General features: G+C 54.7%; 23 protein-coding genes. 11 read left to right on the forward strand and 12 right to left on the reverse strand.

All coding sequences use genetic code 11. The features are described 5' to 3' along the window. Positions 1–24: 24 nt before the first annotated feature. Positions 25–1,191 carry a sensor domain-containing diguanylate cyclase gene (locus DACE_RS17210; protein WP_006000077.1) on the reverse strand — a complete coding sequence of 389 codons (1,167 nt, stop codon included), beginning with the start codon at positions 1,189–1,191 and terminating at the stop codon, positions 25–27. A 139-nt stretch (positions 1,192–1,330) separates the two neighbouring features. Here DACE_RS17210 and DACE_RS07910 point away from each other — a divergent pair, with 139 nt between their 5' ends. Further along, positions 1,331–2,221: a radical SAM protein gene (locus DACE_RS07910; RefSeq protein WP_006000079.1), complete on the forward strand. Its 891-nt coding sequence runs from the start codon at positions 1,331–1,333 to the stop codon at positions 2,219–2,221. Positions 2,222–2,324: 103 nt separating this feature from the next. Here the strand turns inward: DACE_RS07910 and DACE_RS07915 are convergent, their stop codons facing one another. Beyond that, positions 2,325–2,705, reverse strand: coding sequence for a desulfoferrodoxin (locus tag DACE_RS07915; RefSeq protein WP_006000081.1), 381 nt, complete (start codon positions 2,703–2,705; stop codon positions 2,325–2,327). 58 nt (positions 2,706–2,763) lie between these two features. Next, positions 2,764–3,696, reverse strand: coding sequence for a Ppx/GppA phosphatase family protein (locus DACE_RS07920; protein WP_006000083.1), 933 nt, complete (start codon positions 3,694–3,696; stop codon positions 2,764–2,766). 318 nt (positions 3,697–4,014) lie between these two features. Between DACE_RS07920 and DACE_RS07925 the strand changes: the two genes are divergently transcribed. The 10 genes from DACE_RS07925 (at position 4,015) to DACE_RS18130 (ending at position 10,579) form a co-directional block, all read left to right on the forward strand. Continuing rightward, positions 4,015–5,001: an aldo/keto reductase gene (locus DACE_RS07925; RefSeq protein ID WP_006000084.1), complete on the forward strand. Its 987-nt coding sequence runs from the start codon at positions 4,015–4,017 to the stop codon at positions 4,999–5,001. 178 nt (positions 5,002–5,179) lie between these two features. Continuing rightward, on the forward strand, positions 5,180–5,629 hold the full coding sequence (locus DACE_RS07930) for a toxin-antitoxin system YwqK family antitoxin (RefSeq protein ID WP_006000086.1): 450 nt from the start codon (positions 5,180–5,182) through the stop codon (positions 5,627–5,629). A gap of 51 nt (positions 5,630–5,680) precedes the next feature. Continuing rightward, on the forward strand, positions 5,681–6,298 hold the full coding sequence (locus tag DACE_RS07935) for a trypsin-like serine peptidase (protein ID WP_155809042.1): 618 nt from the start codon (positions 5,681–5,683) through the stop codon (positions 6,296–6,298). Further along, positions 6,295–6,543, forward strand: coding sequence for a hypothetical protein (locus tag DACE_RS07940; protein WP_006000090.1), 249 nt, complete (start codon positions 6,295–6,297; stop codon positions 6,541–6,543). Before DACE_RS07935 ends, DACE_RS07940 begins: the two co-directional genes overlap by 4 nt. A gap of 18 nt (positions 6,544–6,561) precedes the next feature. After that, entirely contained in the window at positions 6,562–6,897 is a 336-nt protein-coding gene (locus DACE_RS07945; protein WP_006000092.1) for a hypothetical protein, read from the forward strand. A 9-nt stretch (positions 6,898–6,906) separates the two neighbouring features. Then, the gene (locus DACE_RS07950; RefSeq protein WP_006000093.1) at positions 6,907–7,554 is read left to right on the forward strand and encodes a hypothetical protein; all 648 of its coding nucleotides are present in this window, start codon (positions 6,907–6,909) and stop codon (positions 7,552–7,554) included. Between the two features lie 52 nt (positions 7,555–7,606). Continuing rightward, a complete protein-coding gene (locus DACE_RS07955) occupies positions 7,607–8,422 on the forward strand; it encodes a hypothetical protein (protein WP_040366604.1) in 816 nt (271 codons plus the stop codon). A 144-nt stretch (positions 8,423–8,566) separates the two neighbouring features. Further along, positions 8,567–9,160, forward strand: a complete 594-nt coding sequence (locus DACE_RS07960) for a TetR/AcrR family transcriptional regulator (protein WP_040366607.1) — start codon at positions 8,567–8,569, stop codon at positions 9,158–9,160. Positions 9,161–9,214: 54 nt separating this feature from the next. Further along, on the forward strand, positions 9,215–10,471 hold the full coding sequence (gene fabF / locus DACE_RS07965; protein WP_006000099.1) for a beta-ketoacyl-ACP synthase II: 1,257 nt from the start codon (positions 9,215–9,217) through the stop codon (positions 10,469–10,471). After that, complete coding sequence (locus DACE_RS18130) at positions 10,472–10,579, forward strand: acyl-CoA thioesterase family protein (protein ID WP_155809043.1); 108 nt, start codon at positions 10,472–10,474, stop codon at positions 10,577–10,579. 100 nt (positions 10,580–10,679) lie between these two features. On the opposite strand, the gene DACE_RS07970 is transcribed toward DACE_RS18130, so the two are convergent. The 9 genes from DACE_RS07970 to DACE_RS08010 all read right to left on the reverse strand — a co-directional run bounded on the left by DACE_RS07970 (position 10,680) and on the right by DACE_RS08010 (position 21,355). Further along, positions 10,680–12,188 (reverse strand): alkaline phosphatase, encoded by a 1,509-nt coding sequence (locus tag DACE_RS07970; protein WP_006000101.1) that lies wholly within the window; start codon positions 12,186–12,188, stop codon positions 10,680–10,682. A 54-nt stretch (positions 12,189–12,242) separates the two neighbouring features. Continuing rightward, positions 12,243–13,337, reverse strand: a complete 1,095-nt coding sequence (locus DACE_RS07975) for a phytase (RefSeq protein WP_006000104.1) — start codon at positions 13,335–13,337, stop codon at positions 12,243–12,245. Positions 13,338–13,370: 33 nt separating this feature from the next. Then, positions 13,371–14,027 (reverse strand): energy transducer TonB, encoded by a 657-nt coding sequence (locus DACE_RS07980; RefSeq protein WP_006000106.1) that lies wholly within the window; start codon positions 14,025–14,027, stop codon positions 13,371–13,373. Position 14,028: 1 nt separating this feature from the next. Continuing rightward, the gene (locus DACE_RS07985; RefSeq protein WP_006000108.1) at positions 14,029–14,442 is read right to left on the reverse strand and encodes an ExbD/TolR family protein; all 414 of its coding nucleotides are present in this window, start codon (positions 14,440–14,442) and stop codon (positions 14,029–14,031) included. A gap of 2 nt (positions 14,443–14,444) precedes the next feature. Next, entirely contained in the window at positions 14,445–15,035 is a 591-nt protein-coding gene (locus DACE_RS07990) for a MotA/TolQ/ExbB proton channel family protein (RefSeq protein ID WP_006000110.1), read from the reverse strand. Then, complete coding sequence (locus DACE_RS18690) at positions 15,028–16,449, reverse strand: MotA/TolQ/ExbB proton channel family protein (RefSeq protein ID WP_006000112.1); 1,422 nt, start codon at positions 16,447–16,449, stop codon at positions 15,028–15,030. The genes DACE_RS07990 and DACE_RS18690 overlap by 8 nt, the downstream gene beginning before the upstream one ends. After that, positions 16,449–17,228, reverse strand: a complete 780-nt coding sequence (locus tag DACE_RS08000; protein ID WP_006000113.1) for a DUF3450 domain-containing protein — start codon at positions 17,226–17,228, stop codon at positions 16,449–16,451. The genes DACE_RS18690 and DACE_RS08000 overlap by 1 nt, the downstream gene beginning before the upstream one ends. Before the next feature lie 65 nt (positions 17,229–17,293). Next, the gene (locus DACE_RS08005; RefSeq protein ID WP_162013597.1) at positions 17,294–18,499 is read right to left on the reverse strand and encodes a tetratricopeptide repeat protein; all 1,206 of its coding nucleotides are present in this window, start codon (positions 18,497–18,499) and stop codon (positions 17,294–17,296) included. Positions 18,500–18,592: 93 nt separating this feature from the next. Continuing rightward, positions 18,593–21,355, reverse strand: a complete 2,763-nt coding sequence (locus tag DACE_RS08010) for a TonB-dependent receptor (RefSeq protein WP_006000115.1) — start codon at positions 21,353–21,355, stop codon at positions 18,593–18,595. Positions 21,356–21,457 lie beyond the last annotated feature (102 nt).

Raw genomic sequence — 21,457 nt, forward strand, 5'->3', positions numbered from 1 at the left:
TTGAAGGCGGCGTACTGTTGAGGATTATTGTACTTTGGGCGTAAAACTGCAGAAATTGTTTTTGCCTTGGTGTTTGGCGCGGTACATGGCGGTGTCGGCGCATTGCAACAGGCCCTCTGCGGTTGTCGCATCTTGCGGGTAGCAGGCAATGCCGATGCTGGCATTGATCGACACGTCATGGCCGTCAATCTCAACGGTTGGTTGGAGCTGTTCAAATAACTTTTTGGCCATCAGTTCACCATCATTGCCGTTATGAACCGTGGACAGCAGGACAACAAACTCATCACCGCTCAGCCGGGCGACGGTGTCGCTTTTGCGGACTGCGCTTTCCAGCCGTGTTGCGACCTCACACAGATAATCATCCCCTCCGGAATGGCCAAAACGATCATTGACGGACTTGAACTTATCCAGGTCGATAAACAGCAGTGCCAGATGGTCGTTATCCCGTTCAGCACGTTTGACCGTTTGGTTGATCCGGTCCATAAACAGCCGCCGGTTGGGAAGGCCGGTCAGGGCGTCGTAATACGCCAATTGTTCGATTTTTTTCTGGGCGCGGTGAAACTCCGTGATATCTTCAATGCTTATAAAAACTTCGTCGGGACGGTTTCTGCCGCTGAAAAACTGAGGGACCGCATCGACACGAATCCAGCATTGTCGTCTGTGTCGTGGATGGGTAAAGCCCATGATCACGTCTTTAACGACTTCACCGCGATTCAAGGCGACGATTCCCGGATACTGCCGCCAGGGGAATTCACTGCCGTCTTCACTGAATAGTTTACCTTTCAGGGAGCGGATCGACATGCTGATGAGTTGTTCCAAGGGCATGCCGGTGATCTCTTCTGCAGCCGGGTTGGCAGAAACGACATGGCCATCGGCGGCCACATAGATAACACCCTGCGTCAGGTTTTCATACAATGCCCGAAAGCGGTGTTGGCTCTGATGCAGTTGCTTTTCGGAATATAAAAATGTGATGAGAAAACGTGAAGCGACCAGGTAGAGTATCGCACCACTGACCAAGATGAATACGCCATCGCGGATATCTTTAAGACAGGGGATGCTGGGGAGGCAACAGTTGTCCATCAGCCAATTGGAACCATAGATCCACAGCGTGCTTGTGACCAGGTAAACAATGGTTACCTGCAGCGCTGTGATCTTACGGCACATCTTTTTGAATTTGGCATAGGTGGTCATGGTGTGGTGGCAGCCTCCGGTGATTTTAATTTGAGTATAGCATCTCCTGAAACTGTAGCAAAACTGAGTCGTTATTCTTTTTTTCGGCTCGTTATTGACCAAATGTTAGATATCTCTCTGATTTTAAGGAGAATGGTGCATGTATTATTTTCTCGATTATGAAGAACCATTGTTTCGGCCACCCTCTGAAGGGCGGTCATTGATCTTGCAGGCGACCATCGGCTGCAGTCAGAATCAGTGTCGCTTTTGCGGCATGTATAAAATGAAACAGTTTCGTATTCGGTCTGTCGATGAACTGGCCGATGACCTTCGCTGTTTGCCACTGGAGATGCGTCAAACGGTCCAGCGGGTGTTTCTCGCTGACGGCGATGCCCTGATCTATCCCTTTGACGGATTGATCGAGGTTCTCGATCTGTTACAGCGGGAATTACCCGCACTGACCCGCGTTTCCAGTTATGCCTCACCCAAAAGTTTGGTGAGTAAGTCACCCGAGGAGTTGCGGCAACTGCGCAGCAAGAAGTTGCGTATTCTCTATTTTGGTCTGGAAAGTGGTGATGATGAAACATTGCGGTTGGCGAATAAAGGCTATGATGCCGAGACCATGCGAGACCAGGCGCTCAAGGCACGTCAGGCCGGAATGAAGCTGTCGGTCACGGCGATTCTCGGTCTTGCCGGACGCCAACGCAGCCATGAACATGCTGTCGCCACCGCCGCGTGGGTCAATGCCGTGTCGCCGGAATACTTCTCATTGCTGACCATGTTTCATCGTCACAATGAGGCCTTTTATCGCAGTATTGAACCGCTCAGCTATGGTGAAATTCTTCAGGAAGCCGTCGAGATGCTCGAACACCTGCATCCGCAGCGCACGATTCTGCGCTCCAACCATGTGTCCAACTTTCTCAATCTGGCCGGCAGTTATCCAAAGGACCGCCAGGCGTTGCTTGACACGGCGCGTCAGGCATTGGAGCGGGGGAGGCAAAATACGCGTTGGTTTGAGGAAATTCCCGCTTATCACGAGCAGATGTATTGAAATGATAGTGGAAAGTGCTGAGTTCTGAGTTGAAAGTAACAAGGCGAAGCTCGCAGGTGCGAACTTCGCCTTGTTTGTTAGAGCAAAGGTGCCTGAAAAGAGATCAGGCTTCCGCTTTCCACAGACCGTGCAGGTTGCAATATTCGCGGGCGGTAATTTTTTCTGCAGAGACGCAGAATGTGGCTTGCGGCTTGTCACCGGGGTTGAGGAACGCGCGATAGCTCTTGCCGTCGGCAATCAGCTCAATCCACTCAATGTAATGCTCATCGGTCATGGGATGTTCAACACTGCCGACAGTAATGGTGTAACCGGTGTCGGTTTTTTCGATGACCGGTACGTGTTTTTCCTGTGCTGCATCAGTGGTATTGGCATCAAGCAGTTCCATGTCGCTGCCGCAGCAGACCAGAGCGCCGGCCCCCGTGTGCAGAACTTCAACAATGTTGCCACAAACTTCACATTTATACACGCCTTGTTGCGATGTCATACATCCTCCTTAGCATTGGTGTGAATTAATAAGACTAAATGGTTTTTAACGACAGCGTTCAGTGTAGCAAACTGGTTTGATTACGCAATAGATCATCGTGACCATTTTCCTGTTGGCGGCGGTGCAGTTCGAGAATAATGCCGTCGGCCAAGCCAAATTTTGGGACGAAGATTTTTTCAATCCCGGCCCATTTCATGGCAGACAGATAAATTTTGGCGGCCGGGACAATCACATCGGCCCGGCTGGGCTTGAGTTTGAAGCGCGTGACGCGTTCACTTTCATCCAAGACTTTAAGCTTCTGGTAGACCTTTTTCAACTGATCGCGACTCATGGCCTGTTGTTCGGAGCGCTTGGCCAAGCGATGCAGCCGGCCGATGTTGCCGCCACTGCCGATACCCAAAACTTGTTTTTGCTGAACATGTTCTTCAATCCAGTCCTGCATGCGGCCCCACTCCGATTTATCCACTGCATTTTCCAGCAGCCGCACCGTGCCGAGGCGAAACGATTCATTGACCTCCAGTTCGCCATCGGTATAGAGGTTCAATTCTGTGCTGCCGCCGCCGACATCAATATACAGAAAGGATTCGCAGCCGTGGGGCAGCAGTCGGTCCGGGCGGTTGGCAAAGATCAGTTCCGCCTCTTTTTTGCCATTGATAATTTCCAGTTCAATGCCGCATTGCTGGCGAATCTGCTCCACCACATCAAGACCGTTATCCGCTTCGCGCATGGCGCTGGTGGCACAGGCTTTGATATCAAGAGGTTGAAACACCGAAATCAGGTTGGAAAACGCATGCAACGTCTGAGTCAGGCAGCGGGCACTTTCATCACTGAGACGATTGAGGGTGAAAACATCACTGCCAAGGCGCAACGGCACACGCAGCAGCAGTTCTTTTTCAGCGACGGGATGATCACCTTCCTTAATGCGGGCAATCAGCAGACGAACGGCATTGGAACCCACATCAATGGCGGCATAACAGGGATGCTGTTTCATAAAACGTTCCTTTCCGGCTGCGACAGCGTCCCCGGTGCGGAGTGGGGTCTAACTATCGCGTCATTATTATGAAAGGCGTGTTTTGTTTGATTTGTATAAGAGTCATGCGGAACACACTGAAATCAAACGATATTGAACACCATACTATCATATTGGGAAAATAATCGTCGAACACTGACTTGACGCAACTTATTCAGGATGCTAAATATTAATCCACTTAGTGGTTGTGTTTGCCGCAGAACGAATGATTTGCCCATCAAGACGCTGCCATCGTGACCACGATGACTTGTTTCACCCGAAGTACACAGGAGAAGTGACATGTTGACACGACAGTTAGGAACTCAGGGATTAGAAGTTTCCGCCTTAGGCCTCGGTTGTATGGGAATGTCCGATTTTTATGGCAATCGTGACGACGAAGAATCCATCGCCACACTACAGCGGGCGGTTGAGCTGGGGGTCACGTTGTTTGACACCGCTGATATGTATGGACCATTTACCAATGAGCAGTTAGTGGGCAAGGTGCTCAAAGCGCATCGTGATAAGATTATCCTCGCCACCAAATTCGGCATTATCCGCAGTGACGATCCCAACCATCGCGGCATCTGCGGCCGACCCGACTATGTCCACACAGCCTGTGACGCCTCGCTGCAACGCCTCGGTGTCGACCATATCGATCTCTATTACCAGCACCGCGTTGATAGTGACGTGCCCATTGAAGAAACCGTTGGTGCTATGGCTGAACTGGTCACCGCAGGCAAAGTGCGCTTTCTAGGTTTATCCGAAGCAGCAGCTGATACTGTGCGTCGCGCTCATGCCGTTCACTCCATCAGCGCGTTGCAAACCGAATATTCCCTGTGGAGTCGCGATATTGAGGATGACGTTTTACCGACTTTGCGTGAGTTGGGCATCGGCCTGGTGCCGTACAGCCCGCTGGGGCGCGGATTTCTCTCCGGCCAGATCCGCTCCATTGATAATTTTCCCGAAGGCGACTATCGCGCCATGTCGCCACGTTTCCAGGGTGAGAATTTCAACAAAAACTTGCAACTGGTCGATGCCGTTAAAGCCATGGCTGAGACCAAAGGAGTGACACCCAGTCAACTGGCCCTGGCCTGGGTGTTGGCCCAGGGCGATGATGTTGTGCCGATTCCCGGCACCAAGCGGCGCCGTTACCTCGAAGAAAACCTTGGGGCGTTGTCTGTGGTGTTGACAGCGGAAGATTTGGCTGAGCTGGAAATGCTTCTGCCTAAAGGGGCGGCTAGTGGCACCCGTTATCCGGGAGAGATGATGTCATTAGTGAACCGATAACACTGTATAGCTTTGAAAATATTAGAGAAGTGAGAAGGCCAATGTGAACAGATGCATTGGTCTTCTTTTTTATGTATCGTATTTTTTTAGAGATATTTGAAAAAATTTCCAATGACTCGATTCTTTTGATATGGCCGATGGTACGGTCTACCTCTGAGACCTGGAAAGGATTGAAGCGATGCGACGATCTGTGCTTTTTATTTTGCTCCTTAGTTTGTCTGTTCCAGGCTTTGCGGTGATGTCCCGTGAGCCGCAAGCAATTTATGATTCTGACGATGTGGTCGAACTTCATGAAACCCTGTATGACAAACACAGCCGTGAGAAGATTGATGGTGTGGTTGAAAGTTATTCCGATTCAGGTGTTTTGTTGCAGGAACTGGTGTGCGTTGACGGGCGTCCCCATGGGATTACCAAGGAATATTATGACTCTGGTGCGTTAAAAAGTGAAATCTCCTATCGGCACGGTCTCTATGATGGGTTGAGTAAATTCTATTATGAAACCGGTGGTTTGGAGTTTGAGGTGCCTTCCCGTAACGACTTGGTGCATGGTACAATGATCCGTTACAATCAGGATGGGAGCATTGCCTCACAAGAGTGCTATGTGGATGGTGTCCTCCAAGAGGAGTGATCTTGCGCTGCCGCCGACTTTTACGAATGCATTGAGGATAACGTGATTGATATGGCCCGCTATCTAAAAATTTTGGTCGTCATTGTTGTATTGAGTGCTACACAGGGTTACGCCAACAGTGAGGACATTGCCCGTATCCACGATCTCAATCCCATTTTGGATCGGGAAGAAATCATTAAACTCGCCAGCAAAGTCAAACAGGAGACGGATACTCGCCAGATCTATGGTGCTGATTCGCCAGAGTTTCTGGAAACCTACGGCAAGCTGATGATTAACGGTACGTTGCGCGGAACGGGCAATGTCGTTGTCCATAATGAGAGGGCGAATTCCGTTATTGTGACAACTGCAGCACATTGTTTTCATGGGGACGAAGCCGAAACCGCTCAGATCACGATAGAATTTACCAAGAGAAATGGCACCATGATCCAGCGAGCACTTACGCCGTATAAAATCAATGCCGAAGACGATTATGCGATCTTGAAGCTCGACCGGCCAATTGCCAATAGCCTGATCAAACCGTTATTGATTGCAGATTATGCTTACGACGAGGTCATGGATACGGATTATTACACGATGAATCCTTATTCGATTACTTACGCCGGTTATAATGCCGTTCCGGCAAGGGGAATGGCGGTAACAACCTCACCTACGATCAAGACTGCCGCATGACAGGAAGAGGAGACCGCTGGCTGGTTAATACCGACTGTGTCGCATATCCAGGAGCCTCTGGCGGTGCTTTTGTTATCACCGTGACTGATGAGGACAACAATAACCGGGTAACCGATTATTTTGTCGGTGTGAATCATTCTATTAGTGTTAATAATCTTGCGGAAGAGCGTCCACAAGTTGCGTGCTTTGTAGATCATAGCGCCATGTATGACGATTTGCTGTCTGCCCTTGGCGAGAGTCAGTAAAAATTGAAGGGAAAATTTATGAAGCTACCAGTTAGTGTTTGTCTTCTCCTGTTGTGGGCGACGGCAGCTTTTGCCATGCAATCACCGGAGAGTGCTGATCATGATCGTTGTTTTCATCAGTACAAAGACAATCCTGTCGGAATGCACGAAGACAGTATCTGCCTTGATTTGGCGGACAGGTATCCGGCGGGATTTTGTGATCTGAAATACCTGATTGGCCGCTCTTACCAGCTCGATGGTCAACAGGAGAAAGCCGCAAAATATTTCAAGCAGGTTAAGGCTGCGGACAGAGAATACAGTAACGAAGCTGCTGAGCGTTTATCCCAACTCAATCAGCCTCCTGAGCCTGAATAGAGGTCGACGATGCGTAACAGTCTCCTCTTTTTGCTTGTTGTGCTGCTTTTGAGCGGCTGTATTCCCCGCAGCAGAACCGACATTCCTGCGTTCTCGGGAACTCTGGTGGATAGTATCAGCGGAGTGCCCTTAGGCGGTGCTTCAATCAATGAGCAAGCTGATCCGGCTGCTGAAGGCTGGACGCCACAATCGTTGCGGACGGAAGACGACGGTCGCTTCAATTATCCGGCACTGACCTCCGGAACCGTGTACCAATTACCCGCTCCCGGTGCAGGTTGGCCGGTCAGTCGGACTATGATTTTTCATAAGGAGGGTTATCGTGACACGACTTGCCGCTGTACGAACATGTCGTTGTTCGGTAAGGAGAACGAGGCGGTGATCCCGCTGGTGCGGATAGATCAGTCCGAATTGTCAACGGAGGAACCGCTCCTGCTTCACCTCAGCGACAGCATTGTCTGCCAGGCTTTTGTCGGCAGCCAGGTTCTGTATCAAGACACGCTTTACCTGATTGGCGAAATTTATCGGCAGGGGCAATACGATGGCAATCCGTTGCTGCTCACTCTTCGGTCTGTTCCTCCAAATGAAGGGGGCATTGTTCTGGCTGTTGAGGACTACCGGGTTCAGTTGGCTCCTCCAGTTCAACCAGCAGAAGAATGAGGTTGCTATGGGGTTGCCACGACTGTCTGCTTTTTTGTGGGAGGAGAGGGGCATGGTTAAAATATTCGGACTGGGGCTTCTGGCCCTCCAACTGTTCATCGTCCCGCTTGCGTGGGCTGATTCTCTCGTCGATATCCCCAAGGGAACGGTTTTCGAACTTCTTGAAGAACTGGAGATTCCGGCGAATCGCGATTTTGCTCTGTTGGGACAAAGCGCGTTGGACGAGGCATTCAATTCCACCGGGCAAATTCTCAATGACCAGACCGGACGACCTTTGAACGCTCCCGGCAATCTTGCCTCAGCTACAGGCTACCTGACCTTTTATCGCTATTACAATCGTCTCTTTGAAAGCTACGAGGCAACGTATCTCAACTGTCTCGAACGCCATCGCATCTACGCCCGAATGCCCGGATCGGTCCCTTCGACAGCGGTTGTGGTTCAGCAAGGGCATGGCAATGTGGCCATCGTCAATCAGGGGCGAAGTCACTCTGATGAAATTTACAGCGCGATTGGCGAGAACTCTTGCATCCCGCCTAATCATACCGTTGCCGCCTTGGTCATGGACCGCAAAAAAGCGCAGGGTGGTGGATTCTTCGCTGAAGGTTACCGGTTTAAAGTCCGTGACGTTCGATGGCGGTCCGGACGCTATTACCACGTTGTCACGATCACGTTTGACCATAAAATTGTTCAAGGATTGGTGGTTGTCACCACTCATGATCCTGAAACCATCCCCATGTCCGCCTTGAGTGGCGAGCACTCCACGGCAGAAGGGTTCTGGGCCTCCGTTGGCGAGAGCCTGGTGGATATGACTCGCATCGGTGGCGATTACTTCAGCATTGAATTGCCGGAAAAACACTATTACGAGTGACCTCTGCCTTCATTACCAAACCTTCCTTTAAGCAGACCTTTTTCAGTTCATCTTGCTAGTGTGGCAATGCCTCCAAGTCACGTTCACCGTTCATCAGGAAATAACTTTTTGACAAAAAAGACCGATTGGTCTTAAATGGCCCCTATGGGAAAAGGTGACGAGACACGACAGCGCATTTTGCGGCAGACTTCCGGGCTGTTTAATACCAAAGGGTATTACAGCACAACCTTATCTGAAATTATGCAGGCCACCGGCTTGAAAAAGGGCGGTTTGTATAATCATTTTGCCAGCAAGGAAGATTTGGCGCTGGAGGTGTTCCATTACAACGTTGGCCTGATGGCAGACTGGTTTCACGATCAGGTCGTGCGTCAGACAACATGGACCGCCAAGCTGCGGGCGCTGTATCGGGTTGGGCTGGCTGTCAGCCAGGATGAGCCGCTGCGCGGTGGTTGTCCGATCCTCAATGCGTCCATTGAGGCCGACGATTCCTATCCGCCGCTCAAACAGGCGGCTGTTCACGCCATGCAGCGGCTGCGAACGCTGGTTATTTCACTCCTTGAAGGGGGCATGGCTGCCGGCGAGTTTCGCGCCGATTGTGATGTTGAACAGGTGGCCAGCTTTGTGCTGGCGGCTGCCGAAGGCAGTATTTTTCTGGCTAAGCTCCACGATTCTTTATATCCGGCGGAGCAGGTTGTGGCGCAACTGGATGGCTACCTGGAGAGTTTGCGGCCCAGGTAATTTTTTTTGCCAACAAAGAGACCGATCGGTCTTTTTGTGTGGAGGAGATCAAAAATGACACAATTACGACGGGTGGTCGTCACAGGCATGGGCGTGGTTTCAGCCCTCGGGCAAGGAGTGGAGGAGTTTTGGTCCGGTCTGGTGGCCGGGAAGGGTGGCATTCGTGCCTTGGACGATGAAAGTCTGGCGGCTTTTTCCACACGCATTGCCGCGCAAATCACGGCGTATCATCCCACCTTGCTCGAACGCAGCGAGACACGTGACTGGGATCGCTCTTTGTTGTTTGCCGTCGATGCCGCGCATCAGGCGGTCAGCGATGCCGGGTTGGTGGTGGATGAAGACAATGCCGCACGCACCGGCGTCTATATCGGCTCAGGCATCGGCGGCATTGAAACCCTCAACCGCACCTGCGAAACCCTGGTGACCAGTGGCCGCAAGCGCACCAGCCCCTATTTTATTCCGATGATGATTCCCAACATGGCTGCCGGATTGGTGGCCATGGAGTTTGGTGCCCAGGGGCCGTGCCTGGGATTGGTCAGTGCCTGTGCCACCGGCAACCATGCCATCGGCGAAGCCTGTCTGGCCATTGCAGCGGGTCGCGCCGACCGGATGATCGCCGGTGGCAGTGAAGCGCCGCTGACGCCTCTGGCCATGGCCGGATTTTGCAGTATGAAAGCCATGTCGACCCGCAACGACGTGCCGCAGGAAGCCTGCGCGCCGTTTGATCAGCGGCGTGACGGTTTTGTCATGGGCGAGGGGGCAGGAATTCTTGTTCTCGAAGAGCTGGAGCAGGCACTGGCGCGTGGCGCCACCATCTATGCGGAGGTGTGCGGCTACGGTTCAAGTTGCGATGCCTACCATCTCACGGCACCACATCCTGACGGGCGTGGTGCGCTGTCTGCCATGCGTCAGGCTTTGACCATGGCAGGTTGGCAACCTGAGCAGGTGGATTACATCAACGCCCACGGCACCGGTACGCCCATAGGCGACCGCGTCGAAACGCGCGCCATCAAGCAACTGATGGGCAAAGAGCATCCGCAGGTCGCGGTAAGCTCCACCAAGTCCGCTACCGGCCATCTGCTCGGCGCGGCGGGTGGCATTGAAGTCGTTGCCGTGATCCAGAGCCTCAATCACAACCTGATCCCGCCGACGCTGAATCTCCACCAGCCCGATCCCGAATGCGATCTCGATTACGTGCCGCTGGTTGCCCGACCGCAACCGGTCACCAGGGCTTTATCCAACGGCTTTGGCTTTGGTGGGCATAATGCGGTCTTGGCACTGGCTGCCTGGAATCAGGGAAAGGAAAACTAAATGACCAGCACCCCGTATTGCCTGGAGCTTGCGGTTCGCTTCAGCGACATCGACAGCAATGGCCACGTCAACACTCAGCATTACAACAGCTATTGCAATGAGCCATGATGCTCCTGTTTCGCGCTGCCGGAAAGGGATATCACGGTGAACTTAAATACGGCCGATGCAATGCACTGCATCGGCCGCTTGATGTTTTATCCTGTAGCGATTACTTCTCCAGCACGGATTGCATTACCGGATACAGATCGGTGTTATCCGCATACGGGCCACGCACCGGGTCGTCGTTGGTCGCCCGTTGCGCCAGTTGCTCGGCATGGGGGCCGCGTGCGAACAGCGGCACCAGCGAGTTGGTGTGGCTGGTGTGATGCCATTCGAGGCCGGGCAGTTTTCCGGCACCGTTATTGGTGACCGGGTTCCAGCGCGGGTCGGAGTCTGGGCCGGTGAGGTAGCCGCATTCGTGATCGGCGGTGACCAGAACCAGGGTATCCTGCCAGGAGCTGTGTTGCTCTACCCAGTCGCAGACGGCGGCGACGGTGCGGTCGAAGTCGACCTGTTCTTCGATGAGCCGGTCGGACTGGTTATCGTGACTGGCCCAGTCGATGGCACCGCCTTCGATCATCAAGAAGAAGCCTTGTTCGTTGTTGTCGAGCACGTTGAGGGCGGCCTGACTCATTTCGACCAGGGTTGGAACCGTGGTGATCAGCGGTACGGTGTAGGGTTTAACTGTTTCTGTGGTCACGTGGCTGCCGTAATCGCCATCGCCTTCGAGTTTGCGCTCCTGTTGCAGGGTTTTGGCGATGCGCGGTACGCCGAGCAGACGCTTGGGCGTGGAGCCTTTCGCCAGGTTTTGAAATTCGTTGCGGCTTTCAATCAGCGTCCAGTGGTCGTTAATGCCGTCACCATCGGCATCGCCACCAACCGCCGCTTCCTGCAGTTGGTGCCACAGTTTTTCGCCGCCGACATACTGGTAACTTTCCGGTGTTGCCAGCAGTTGGCCATCGTTGTCGTACCACGGATGGCCGCCGCCCATCAGTACGTCGACACCACTGTCGAGGATCATCTCACGGGCGATCTCTTCGTAGTTACGACGGCTGACGTTATGCACAACAAAACCGGCCGGGGTGGCGTGGCTCAACGGCACACTGGTGACAATTCCGGTGGATTTCCCCTGCTTTTCAGCGATTTCCACAATGTTATCCACAGGCTGACGTTGGCAATCCACACCCAGGCCAGCCCTGTAGGTTTTGGTGCCGCAGGCCAGAGCGGTAGCTGCGGCCGCAGAATCTGTGGCCCCTTCCTTGACGTTGGCGAAGCCGCTCCAAACCTGATCACCATCGTAGTTGCCACCATTGAGATAGGTGCTCATGGCCATTTTGATATCAAAATCACGGTAAGGCGGCGCGTTGGTTTCGCCTGTGCGGTAGAGGCTGCCGGCGCGCAGATGGTTGAAGCCCATGCCGTCGCCAATCAACAGAATAACATTTTTAGCGTGGGACGTTGGGGCTGCTTCCATCCGTTGAGGTTGCGCAGCTGTGGAAGGTGCGGTTTCAGATTCCACAGTGGCATATGCAGGCTGCTCGTTGTGGGTGTAGGCATGGTGGCTGGTTTCCGGTTCACACTGATTGTTGCAGCCGCTGAGCCAGGGTAGCGTGGCAAAGGTCAGAACAATCAGGGCATCGCGTAACGGGCGATGACTTTTATGCAGAGATATCATCATGGTCCTATCCTATGAATGCTTGGTAAAAGAATTCAAGCGTGTCTTCGTGTTTGGCTACAGGTCGTCACCGGCAATCTGCTCCCAGGTGTAGATCTGGAAGGTGCAGTTGTCGGACATGGCGACAAACATCCCTTGGGGGAAATTTTTGCCCAAGGGTGTCGACGTGGCCTCAGAGCCGTCACTTTCGCAGGTGGCCAGTTCCACCACCTTGAGCAGCGGGTGGTGATGAGGATCGTCGGTCGTTCCCTGACGCGGGAAGATGTGAAACTCGTTGGCCTGTTGGTCCGACACCAGAATGTACCCCTGGCCGTTGGGCTGGGTATAGATGGAGATCCCTTCGTGATCGCCGGCAAACCCCTTGGTCGCGAACAAGGCCAGCTCTTTGTTGCCCTGCGATGGATCAGCGTAGTACTTGCGCACACCGACCCCTTCGTCGGAATAGTAGATGTAGCCCAGCGCATCATCTAAGGCAATGGCTTCGATTTCGTTGAGGCCGCTGAAAGTGCCGAAGCGGCGCACCAGGGTGGCGCTGAGTTGGCCGCTGCCGTCATCGTGAAGCAGATACTGCCACAGATAGCTGCCGGAGGGGCCGTTTTTTCGGCCGACAATGGCGAAGATCGCCCCATCTGAGGGTCGTTTGTACAGGGAGATGCCCATCAGGGCGCGCTGATCTTCGCCCTGCTCGCCGACAAACATATCGAGGCCACCGTTGTCGATGGCGGTCATATCCGGCAGGCTGAACACGCGCAGCTTGCTGGTCAGGCGCTCGGTGGCCACGGCAATATCCACGGACTTGCCGCCCAGCATCAGGCCGTATTCAATGTCAACATTGTTGGGCCGCTTCAGGGCAACGGTCTTGTCTTTGAGCATGTGTCCTTTGAGGTCAAATACGTACAGTCCGCCATTGCGATCCTTGTCAGTACCGACGATGAGACTTTTGGCCGCGTCGTGCGGGTTGATCCAGATGGCCGGGTCATCGGTGTCGTTAGGCGTCATGTCCGTGACCTTTTTCGGATGGATGATCGGTGTATCGCAGTTGCGTTGATACGGGGCGTCATCATCGGCGGTGACGAGCGCCGGTAGCCCCAGTGTCGTGACCAGCAGGGCCACGCTCAGGGTGCGGGTGAATGTTGTGAACACAGAATTCATTGCAAGCTCCTCAATATTTTTCTCAATTCAGGGTTAATTGATGGCAAAACGAATCGGCACGGTGATCCAGGTGGCCACGGCGGACTGATCAAGCATGCCGGGCTTGAAGCGCCAACTGCTCACTGCTTGCAGGGCGGCTTCATCAAACACGCCGGGCGGGTTGGCCTGCACCACCGACGCCTGATGGACCGAGCCATCGGTGGCGACGAGAAATTTCACCATCACCACGCCGCTGACTTTCTGTTGGCGCGCCTTGTATGGATACACCGGTTCGCGGCGGCTGATCACCTGCGGCATGGTGTCCACCTGGCTGATGTCAAACTCGCTCTGCGGGGCACTGACCGGGTTAAAGGCCATGCCGCCCAGTTTCATGTCGCTCACCGCCGCTTCGAATTGCGGTTGCGGCATCTGCATTGGCGGTGCCTTGGGTGGCGGTTGTTGACTGCGCGTCGGCAATGCCGGTGGTGTTTTCGGTAACTCCTTGGGCGGTGGCGGCTGCTTGTGCTGTTCCTCGGGGGGCGGAGGCGGCGGTGCCTGACGCAGGTTGTTAAAGGTGAAGGCGCTGCGCGTGGTCTCTTCGTCGGCGTTGCCATCGATCTGCGACAACAGCGGAATCAACAGAAACAGCACCAGATTAGTGGCCACGGCAGCGGCCAGGGCCGTGACGAGCAGGGGGCGCTTTTTTGCCATATCAGGCCCCTTTTTTCGCCGCAACACTGAGGTTTTTCACCCCGGCCAGACGACAGGCATCCAACACCTGGATCACCAGGCCGGAGCGGCTGCTGCGATCTGCGGCCAACACCACCGATCCGTTGGGGTTCTGCATCAGAAAACGCTCCATATAGGACTGCACCGAGCGCACATCAATGGGCTTGCCTTCGATGACAACGATATTGTCGGCGGTGATGGCCAGCACCATGTTGGTGCTGTCACGTGTTTCAGCGGTCTGGGCGATGGGGCGCTGCACATCGACCCCGGCTTCGCGGACGAACGAGGTGGTGACGACAAAGAAAATCAGCAGAATGAAAATCATGTCGATCAACGGCGACATGTTGAGTTCTGCGGGTTTGCGCCGCTGGCGGCGACTGAGACTGACTCGAGCCATAATTACAGCCCTCCTTGTTGCAGCAGACGCAGGCTGAAGCGCTGCATCCGCTCTTTCATCTGTTCGGCGCGGCGGTAGAGCAGGGCGCCGAGAATTAACCCCGGCACCGCGACCACCAGACCGGCCTGGGTGGTGATCAGGGCCTCGGAGATCCCGGCGGCCATGGCGCGGGCATTGCCGGTGCCGAACACGGAAATGACATTAAAGGTGGTGATCATGCCGCTGACCGTACCGAGCAGGCCCATCAACGGTGCGGCGCTGGCCAGCACCAAAATCGTGCCGATAAAACGATCCACTTCATTGCTCTGGCGTTGCTGCAACTGCAGCAGGTGGTCGCGATCCAGGCTCTGGTGCTCGCGCAGCCAGATAAACTGGCGCAGGATGTTCTGTTGCCAGAAAGCACCGATGTAGCGTTGTTCAATCAGCGCCTGACGGCATTGTTTGAGGCTGACCTCTTCTCGGCGGGCCTGAAAAAACAGCAGGCCTTTGTAGAAGATCATCAGCCACATCACCAGCGAACTGACCAGCAGCGGCCACATCACCAGCCCGCCGTGGCGGATCATGTCAAGGCTTTCGCCAAGCAGGTTACTCATGGTTGCTATCCTGCGGTTGCGGCGTGATACGCCCGGTTTTCAGCAGGGTGATCTTGAACGCCGTGCCTTTTTCTTCCATGTCGCCAATCAACACATCCACGCGCCGCTCAAACAGATGATGCAGCAGCATGATGGGGATGGCCACGGCCAGACCGACTTGGGTGGTGATCAATGCCTCGGAGATGCCACCGGACATCATCTTTGGATCGCCGGTGCCGAACACGGTGATCACCTGGAAGGTGCTGATCATACCGGTAACAGTCCCGAGCAAGCCGAGCAGTGGGGCAATGGCAGCAAACATGGCCATGGTGGGCAGAAACTTCTCAAAGCGCGGCATCTGTTTCATCAAGGCTTCTTCAAGGGCGTTGTCGAGAACCTCCTGCGTCTGGCCGATCTGCTTCAGGCAACTGGCGAGGATCTGGCAGGTGGGGGCGTTTTTCTTCTCCCGGCAGAACATCTCACCCTCTTTGATCTGATCCAACTCCACATAACGGGTGACCTGGTGAAGGATGGTGTCGGAGTTGGCGCGAATGCGCAGGAAGAACGCCAGACGCTCAGCGGCCAGCAGCAGAGCGATGACGCCGATAGCCAGAATCGGCCACACCAGAAAACCGCCTGATTCAAGCCATTCGCCGAAACTTTTGCTCTGGGTCATCTGCAGAAATACCGCGCCACCGGAGATGTCCAACGGCAGGTGGCTGTGCTCGCCACTGAAAAAGCGATCAATGGCATTCAGTGCTGGACCGGGAATCTCACCGGCGACCGCTACCAGTTCACGTCCGTCACTGTTGGCTTGCAGGTAACCGGCGTTGTCGCGGTCTCGGTAAACGGCACCCAGCGCACCGATACGGGCGATCTCGCCACGAACAACATTGCCGTCTTCGGCAAAAAATTCACCATTGCCCAGAGTGACCTGGCTGCCGGCTGTGGCATAGGCGCGACACAGGGCTGTGAGGGCGCGAATCTCATCCATGCCGGGGAAGTTTTTCTTCTCGAGGATGGTATCAATGGTCTGACGTTGTTGGACAAACTCGGCACCCAGCGGACTGTGCTCAAAAAGGTCATTGACCCGTTTGGCGGCCCCGAGAACCGTGCCCTGAATCCCTTCAATCTCTTCCTGCTCGGCAGCCAGTTCCTGATTGAGCTTCTGCTCGACCTTGCTCAGTTTAGCCAGATCTTGCTGGGCGACGCTGAGCTGTTGTTTCTGTTGTTTTACCTTGCTGCGCAGTTGGCTGAGGGCCTTTTTTAGATCGGCTTCGTCCTGATGTATCAGCTGTTCGATCATGGCCGCGCGGGACAGCCCCTGCTGGTTCATGGTGGTCAGAGAATCGCTGATCTCCTGCCAGGAGGCGGCAAAAGAGCTGTGAGCAACCAGCAGCAGAGCTGCAATGACTAAAGTTTTCAATGTTTTCATTACACGCCCTCCGTGCTACGAACCGCTTCGGGCAGCGGCAGATCAATCAGTTCTGCGGCACGTTTCTGTTCAATGATGTCGATGGTGACGCGCACGGTGTCGCGATACTCTTCCGGCAATGGTTTCCACACCCGCTCCTGCACATCCCACTGGCCGACTTTGTCGCCGTTGGGACTGAGGTAAAACAGGCCGACACGCCCCAGACGCAGCACCTGGACCATGGTGTCGCCGCTGGCCAGAGACAGGGTTTGTTCGGTGACTTCAACACTGTTGCCGTAGTCGGCTTCCACCTGCAACGCTTCGAGGACTCGGCGCAGTTTTTCACTCAGCGCCAGATCAGGGTCGGTAAGGGACTGGTCGAGAAATGCCAGACGTTCGCTGCGTTCCTGGTCAAGAAACGGCAGGTCCTTGGCGACATCGTTGTGCAGTTGTTCCACACTGCTGTCGAGAAATGGTTCCAGTTCTTTGCGCAGCAGGGTCATCTGTTCTTTTTGCCGTTTAAGGTCGGCAATGGTGGTCTGCTTGTGATCAACGTATTGGCGATATTTCTTGGTTTGAAAGCGGTTCCATTCCAGTTGGGTCTTCTGGTCAAGCAGGTCGTTGACCAGGGCCTGACGTTGTTCGGACCACTGTTCCACCTTGTCCTGAGTGGCGACTTCCTGTTTGAGGGTGGCGGTGCTTTGTTGTTGGATCTGTGCCGGGTCGGCAGCTAGAGCCTGCAGGGGCAGGGTGCTGATGGCCAGGGTCAGGCACAGGGTTTTCCATGCTGTGTTCATCATCGGTACTCCATCGTGTGTGACTGCATCAGGACCGTTTGCATCCTGAGAAAAATGAGCGGTTGTTTTTAGATTGCAGCGTTACTCTCCTGTTCGGCCTGGGCGAGGAGATCAAGGACATCCAGGGCGTTGCGGGCCTGAGACCGGAAACGTCGGTCGCCAAGGGCCTGCTTAAAATGGGTGCGGGCCGTTTCCCATTGGCCCAGATGCCAGGCGGCATAGCCTTGCAGCAGGTGTTGCCGCGGGCGGGCTGTCGTCGGTGACAGCGCCAGAAGTTGTTGATAGCTGCCCCGGTCGTAGAGCAGTTGCGCCTTGAGGCTGTGCAGCTCGCTGTTTTTCGGCGAGCGGTGCAGTGCCGCATCCACTTCAGCCAGGGCCTCATCGTAGGCATAGCCCTGATGATAAAGGCGGGCAATCTTCAGGCTGTTTTCCGGGGTTGGGGTGTCTTGGTAGGCGCGTTTGAGCAAGTCGGCAGCGCGCAGCGGTGCTCTCAGGTAGCCGTAAAGCCCGGCCAGTTGCGTCAGATCGTCGCGGTTGTCGCCGTGCAGACGCAGGGTGACTTCGAGGGCGGATGCCGCCTGTTTATACTTTTCCTGCTGCAGGGCGATCTGGGCTTTGAGGCGCCAGTAGGGTTCGTGCTCGGGCTGTTGCTGCAGCAGGCGGTCGAGAAGCTGTTGGCCTTGCTGCCACTCTTTGAGCTCAATGTGGCAGGAGAGCAGCAATTCGTACCAGTTGGCTTTAATTGTTGCCCCACTGTTGATCAGGCTGGTCAGGCTTTGTTTGGCCTGGCGGTAATGTTCCCCCTGAATAAAGGCGACGGCAGACTGATAAAGCAGTTGGGGGTCTTTGGCCTGCTGTAATTGGTAGCTGTGGGAAAATTGACGTCCGGCCTGATCGTAATGGCCGTCGAGGTAATAGCAGGTGGCCAGATTGATCGACAGTTGGGCATCGTCCGGTTGCAGTTTCAGAGCCGTGGCAAAGGCCTCGGCGGCTTTTGGGTAGTCATTTAGCTGGTGGTAGCAGGCGCCGAGCAGCGAGTAAAACGGGTACGGGATGTCGTCGGGATACTCGGTCGTGTAACTGTGGATCATGGTGACGCATTGCTGTGCATCGCCGACTTGCAGGGCTTTTTGCGCCTGATACAGATGTTTATTCTGACGGAAGGTCAGCTTGGCGTCGGCCGAGGTCGCCAGACCGCATACGAGCATCAGGAGCAGCACAGCTCCGGCGAGCCAGCGGTGGATTGTGTCTTGTGTGGGGGAAAAGAGAGTCACGTGTCTACCTGTCATTGTAAAACAACCCGACCCCTGGCTGGCAGGGGTCGGGACAGTATTGAATCAACCGTACGTCGCTGATGCGACAGGCGGCTAGAAGTTGAACTTGAGGCCGAAGCGTGCCGACCAGCCGTACTCTTCGTACTGGCTGTTGCGGCCCGACTGATCGTAGTAGGCATCAAGCGGTTCGTCGGTCAGGTTGATGAAGTTGGCATACAGGGTGTACTTGTCCATGAAGGTATAGGCTGTGGACAGATCGACCTGGAAGTGATCGTCGATGTAGCGGTCCTCAAATTTCTCTTCACCCAAATCGTCCAAGTATTCGCTGCGGTAGGTTCCGCTGAGGCGTACAAAGAAGCCGTATTTCTCGTAGGACAACGCTACGCTGCCGACGGTGTCGGAGTGACGCATCATGTCGACGGTGCGCCCTTCGCCGCCCTCTTCCGAGGGCAAGACGTCTACTTCGCTGTCGGACAGAGTCAGATTCCCCTCGATGGAGAAGCCATCGAGCGCACCGGGCAGGAAGCTGAGTTTTTGCTGGTAGGCCAACTCAATGCCGTAGACTTCCCCTTCGTCGCCGTTGCGGAAGGTGGTCAGCTCGTAATCACCCATGTCCGCAGTTTGCTCGTAGATGAAGTTGTCGATGTCTTTGTAGAACACGCCGATGGACGCCATGCCGAGAGAATCAGGCATGTAGTAAGTCAGAGTGGCATCCCAGTTCATCGCTTCGTAGGGATCGAGATCGGGGTTGCCAATCTCGATGTTGCCGTCGTCATCGGTGAATTTGCCGTAGTACATCTGGTCCCACTGCGGACGGGAGATGGTGTTGGTCCAGGCCAGATACAGGATCAGGTCGTCGCTGAAACGCACCTTGCTGTGCAGGCTGGGCAGGATGTTGGTGTAGTCGTTGGTTTTCTTCTGTGCGCTGTAGGTTTCGGTGTCTTCATCAAACGCGTTGCCCCGGCATTCCAGGTCGGTGTACTCAACGCGCACACCGGGCAGCAGGGTGAAACGGCCGAAATCGGCTTCGCCCATGATGTAACCGGCGTAGACATTCTCGTCGGTTTCGTAGTCTTCGGCAACGGAGTCCTCAAGAGCGTACTCGATGGTGCCGAAATCATCTTTCAAGCTGTCAAACAGGTCGTCAACGTCATCATCGATGAGCGGAAGATCGGTGTTTTCGTGACGGCCACCGGTGGTCAGCCCTTCAAGGGTAGCCAGAGCTGCCGGGGCATCTTCGTAAACCGTCATCTCCAGGTCATTGGTTTTATTGCGCAGGGTGACGTGAATACCGGTTTTCAGATACGACTGAAACGAGGTGTTGAGCTCTTTCTTGACGTTGGCCGCAAAGATCCACGCTTCTTCTTCGACCAGTTGTTCGCTGTCCTCAATGGCGTCGAGCTCGTAGATGCTCAGGTCGTTCATGTCGCCGCTGTTTACAGTGATGTTGGGTGTGTCCCCATCGGCGTCGCTGTAAGTGTAGTTGAGGTCGCTGGTCTCGTAGAGGTACTGTTTGTCGAACGGTGTGTCCTGCTCGGCATAAGAGTACGCGGCTTTGTAGTCGATGGTCCAGGTGTCGACCTCGTTTTCACCGCCGACGGAGAGCGCCCAGTTCATTTGGGTTTCTTCGCGGTTTTTCAGTTGCAGCTCGGTGGTCGGATACAGTTCCGTCGCGTCGTCTTCGTAATCTTCACCCACGATCAGGCCGGTGGACGAGGTGTCCGGCAGCATCATCATATCCTTGATAATGCTACGGCGACGGTATTCGTGGTCGGTAAACTCGCTGTACAGGCCGCGCAAAAAGTAGCTGTTGTTGTCGTTGGGCTTGTATTCAAGGTTGGTGGTAAAACCGAGGCGCTCACGTGTAAGATCGTATTCACGATACTGCAGTTCTTCGGTGACCCACTCGTTATCATCGTTCAATTCCCAGGGGTCGGCTTCGACGTCGTCGGAACCGAACTCACGCTTGTCGTAGCTGACGGAGAACAGAGCGCCAAACTGGTCGTTGGCACCGAACACGTCGCCAAAGGTCAGTTCGCCGGTTTCGGTCAGCTCGTCACTGATGTCGCTGTAGTTGCCGCCGACGGAGCCGCGAATGGTGCGCTCGTTACGGTCATAAGCGCTGGGCGAAACAATTTCAATGTGGCCACCGATGCTGTCCGCCGGCATGTCGGCGGTTAGCGCTTTGGTGACGATCAGCGAGCCGGCAACGTTGGTTGGGATGACGTCGAGCAGAACCGCACGGGTGCCGTCTTCAGCCGAAGCCAGGGTGATGCCGTCGATGGAGGCGCTGTTCAGGTGCGGATCGATACCGCGGACAATGACAAAGCGGCCTTCGCCCATATCGCGTTCAATGGAAACGCCGGGGATGCGGTTCAACGCTTCGGCAGCATTCTGGTCTGGGAAGCGGCCGATGGCGTCCGAGGCGACAATGTTTTGCAGGTTGGGGGCGTTTTTCTGCTGGTTAAGAGCACGCGCCTGACCAACGGCCTGACCGCTGACCACCATCTCATCCATCTGCATCCCTTCACTACCGAAATCGACGTCAAGGCTGCTGGTGCTGCCTTCTGCAACCGTCACCTGGCGGGTGACATTGCTGTAGCCCAGATAGCTGAAGGTCAGAGAGTGCTCGCCGGTTGCCAGGTTGATGCTGTAGTTGCCGGCGCGGTCAGTTACGGTTTTGGTCTGGCCATTGTCCGCGCTGACGAGCACGCCCATCAAATTGATATCGTTCACAGAATCCTGTACCTGGCCGGCCACGCGTCCATTGGCCGCCAGGACGGTCTGAGCCATTGTGGTCAGTAGTAAGAGCGTCATCACCAGAAAAGTGATAACGCGGGTCTGTCGTGGCATCATGTGGTTCTCCTTGTTGTGGATTGCAATGAGGGTTGTGTTTCTCAGCGTGTTTCACCAGCTCTTCGTTGAACTCAGTGGCAGAGAACAATGGTTAACAAACGC

The organism is Desulfuromonas acetoxidans DSM 684, from assembly GCF_000167355.1.
Taxonomy (GTDB): Bacteria; Desulfobacterota; Desulfuromonadia; order Desulfuromonadales; family Desulfuromonadaceae; genus Desulfuromonas; species Desulfuromonas acetoxidans.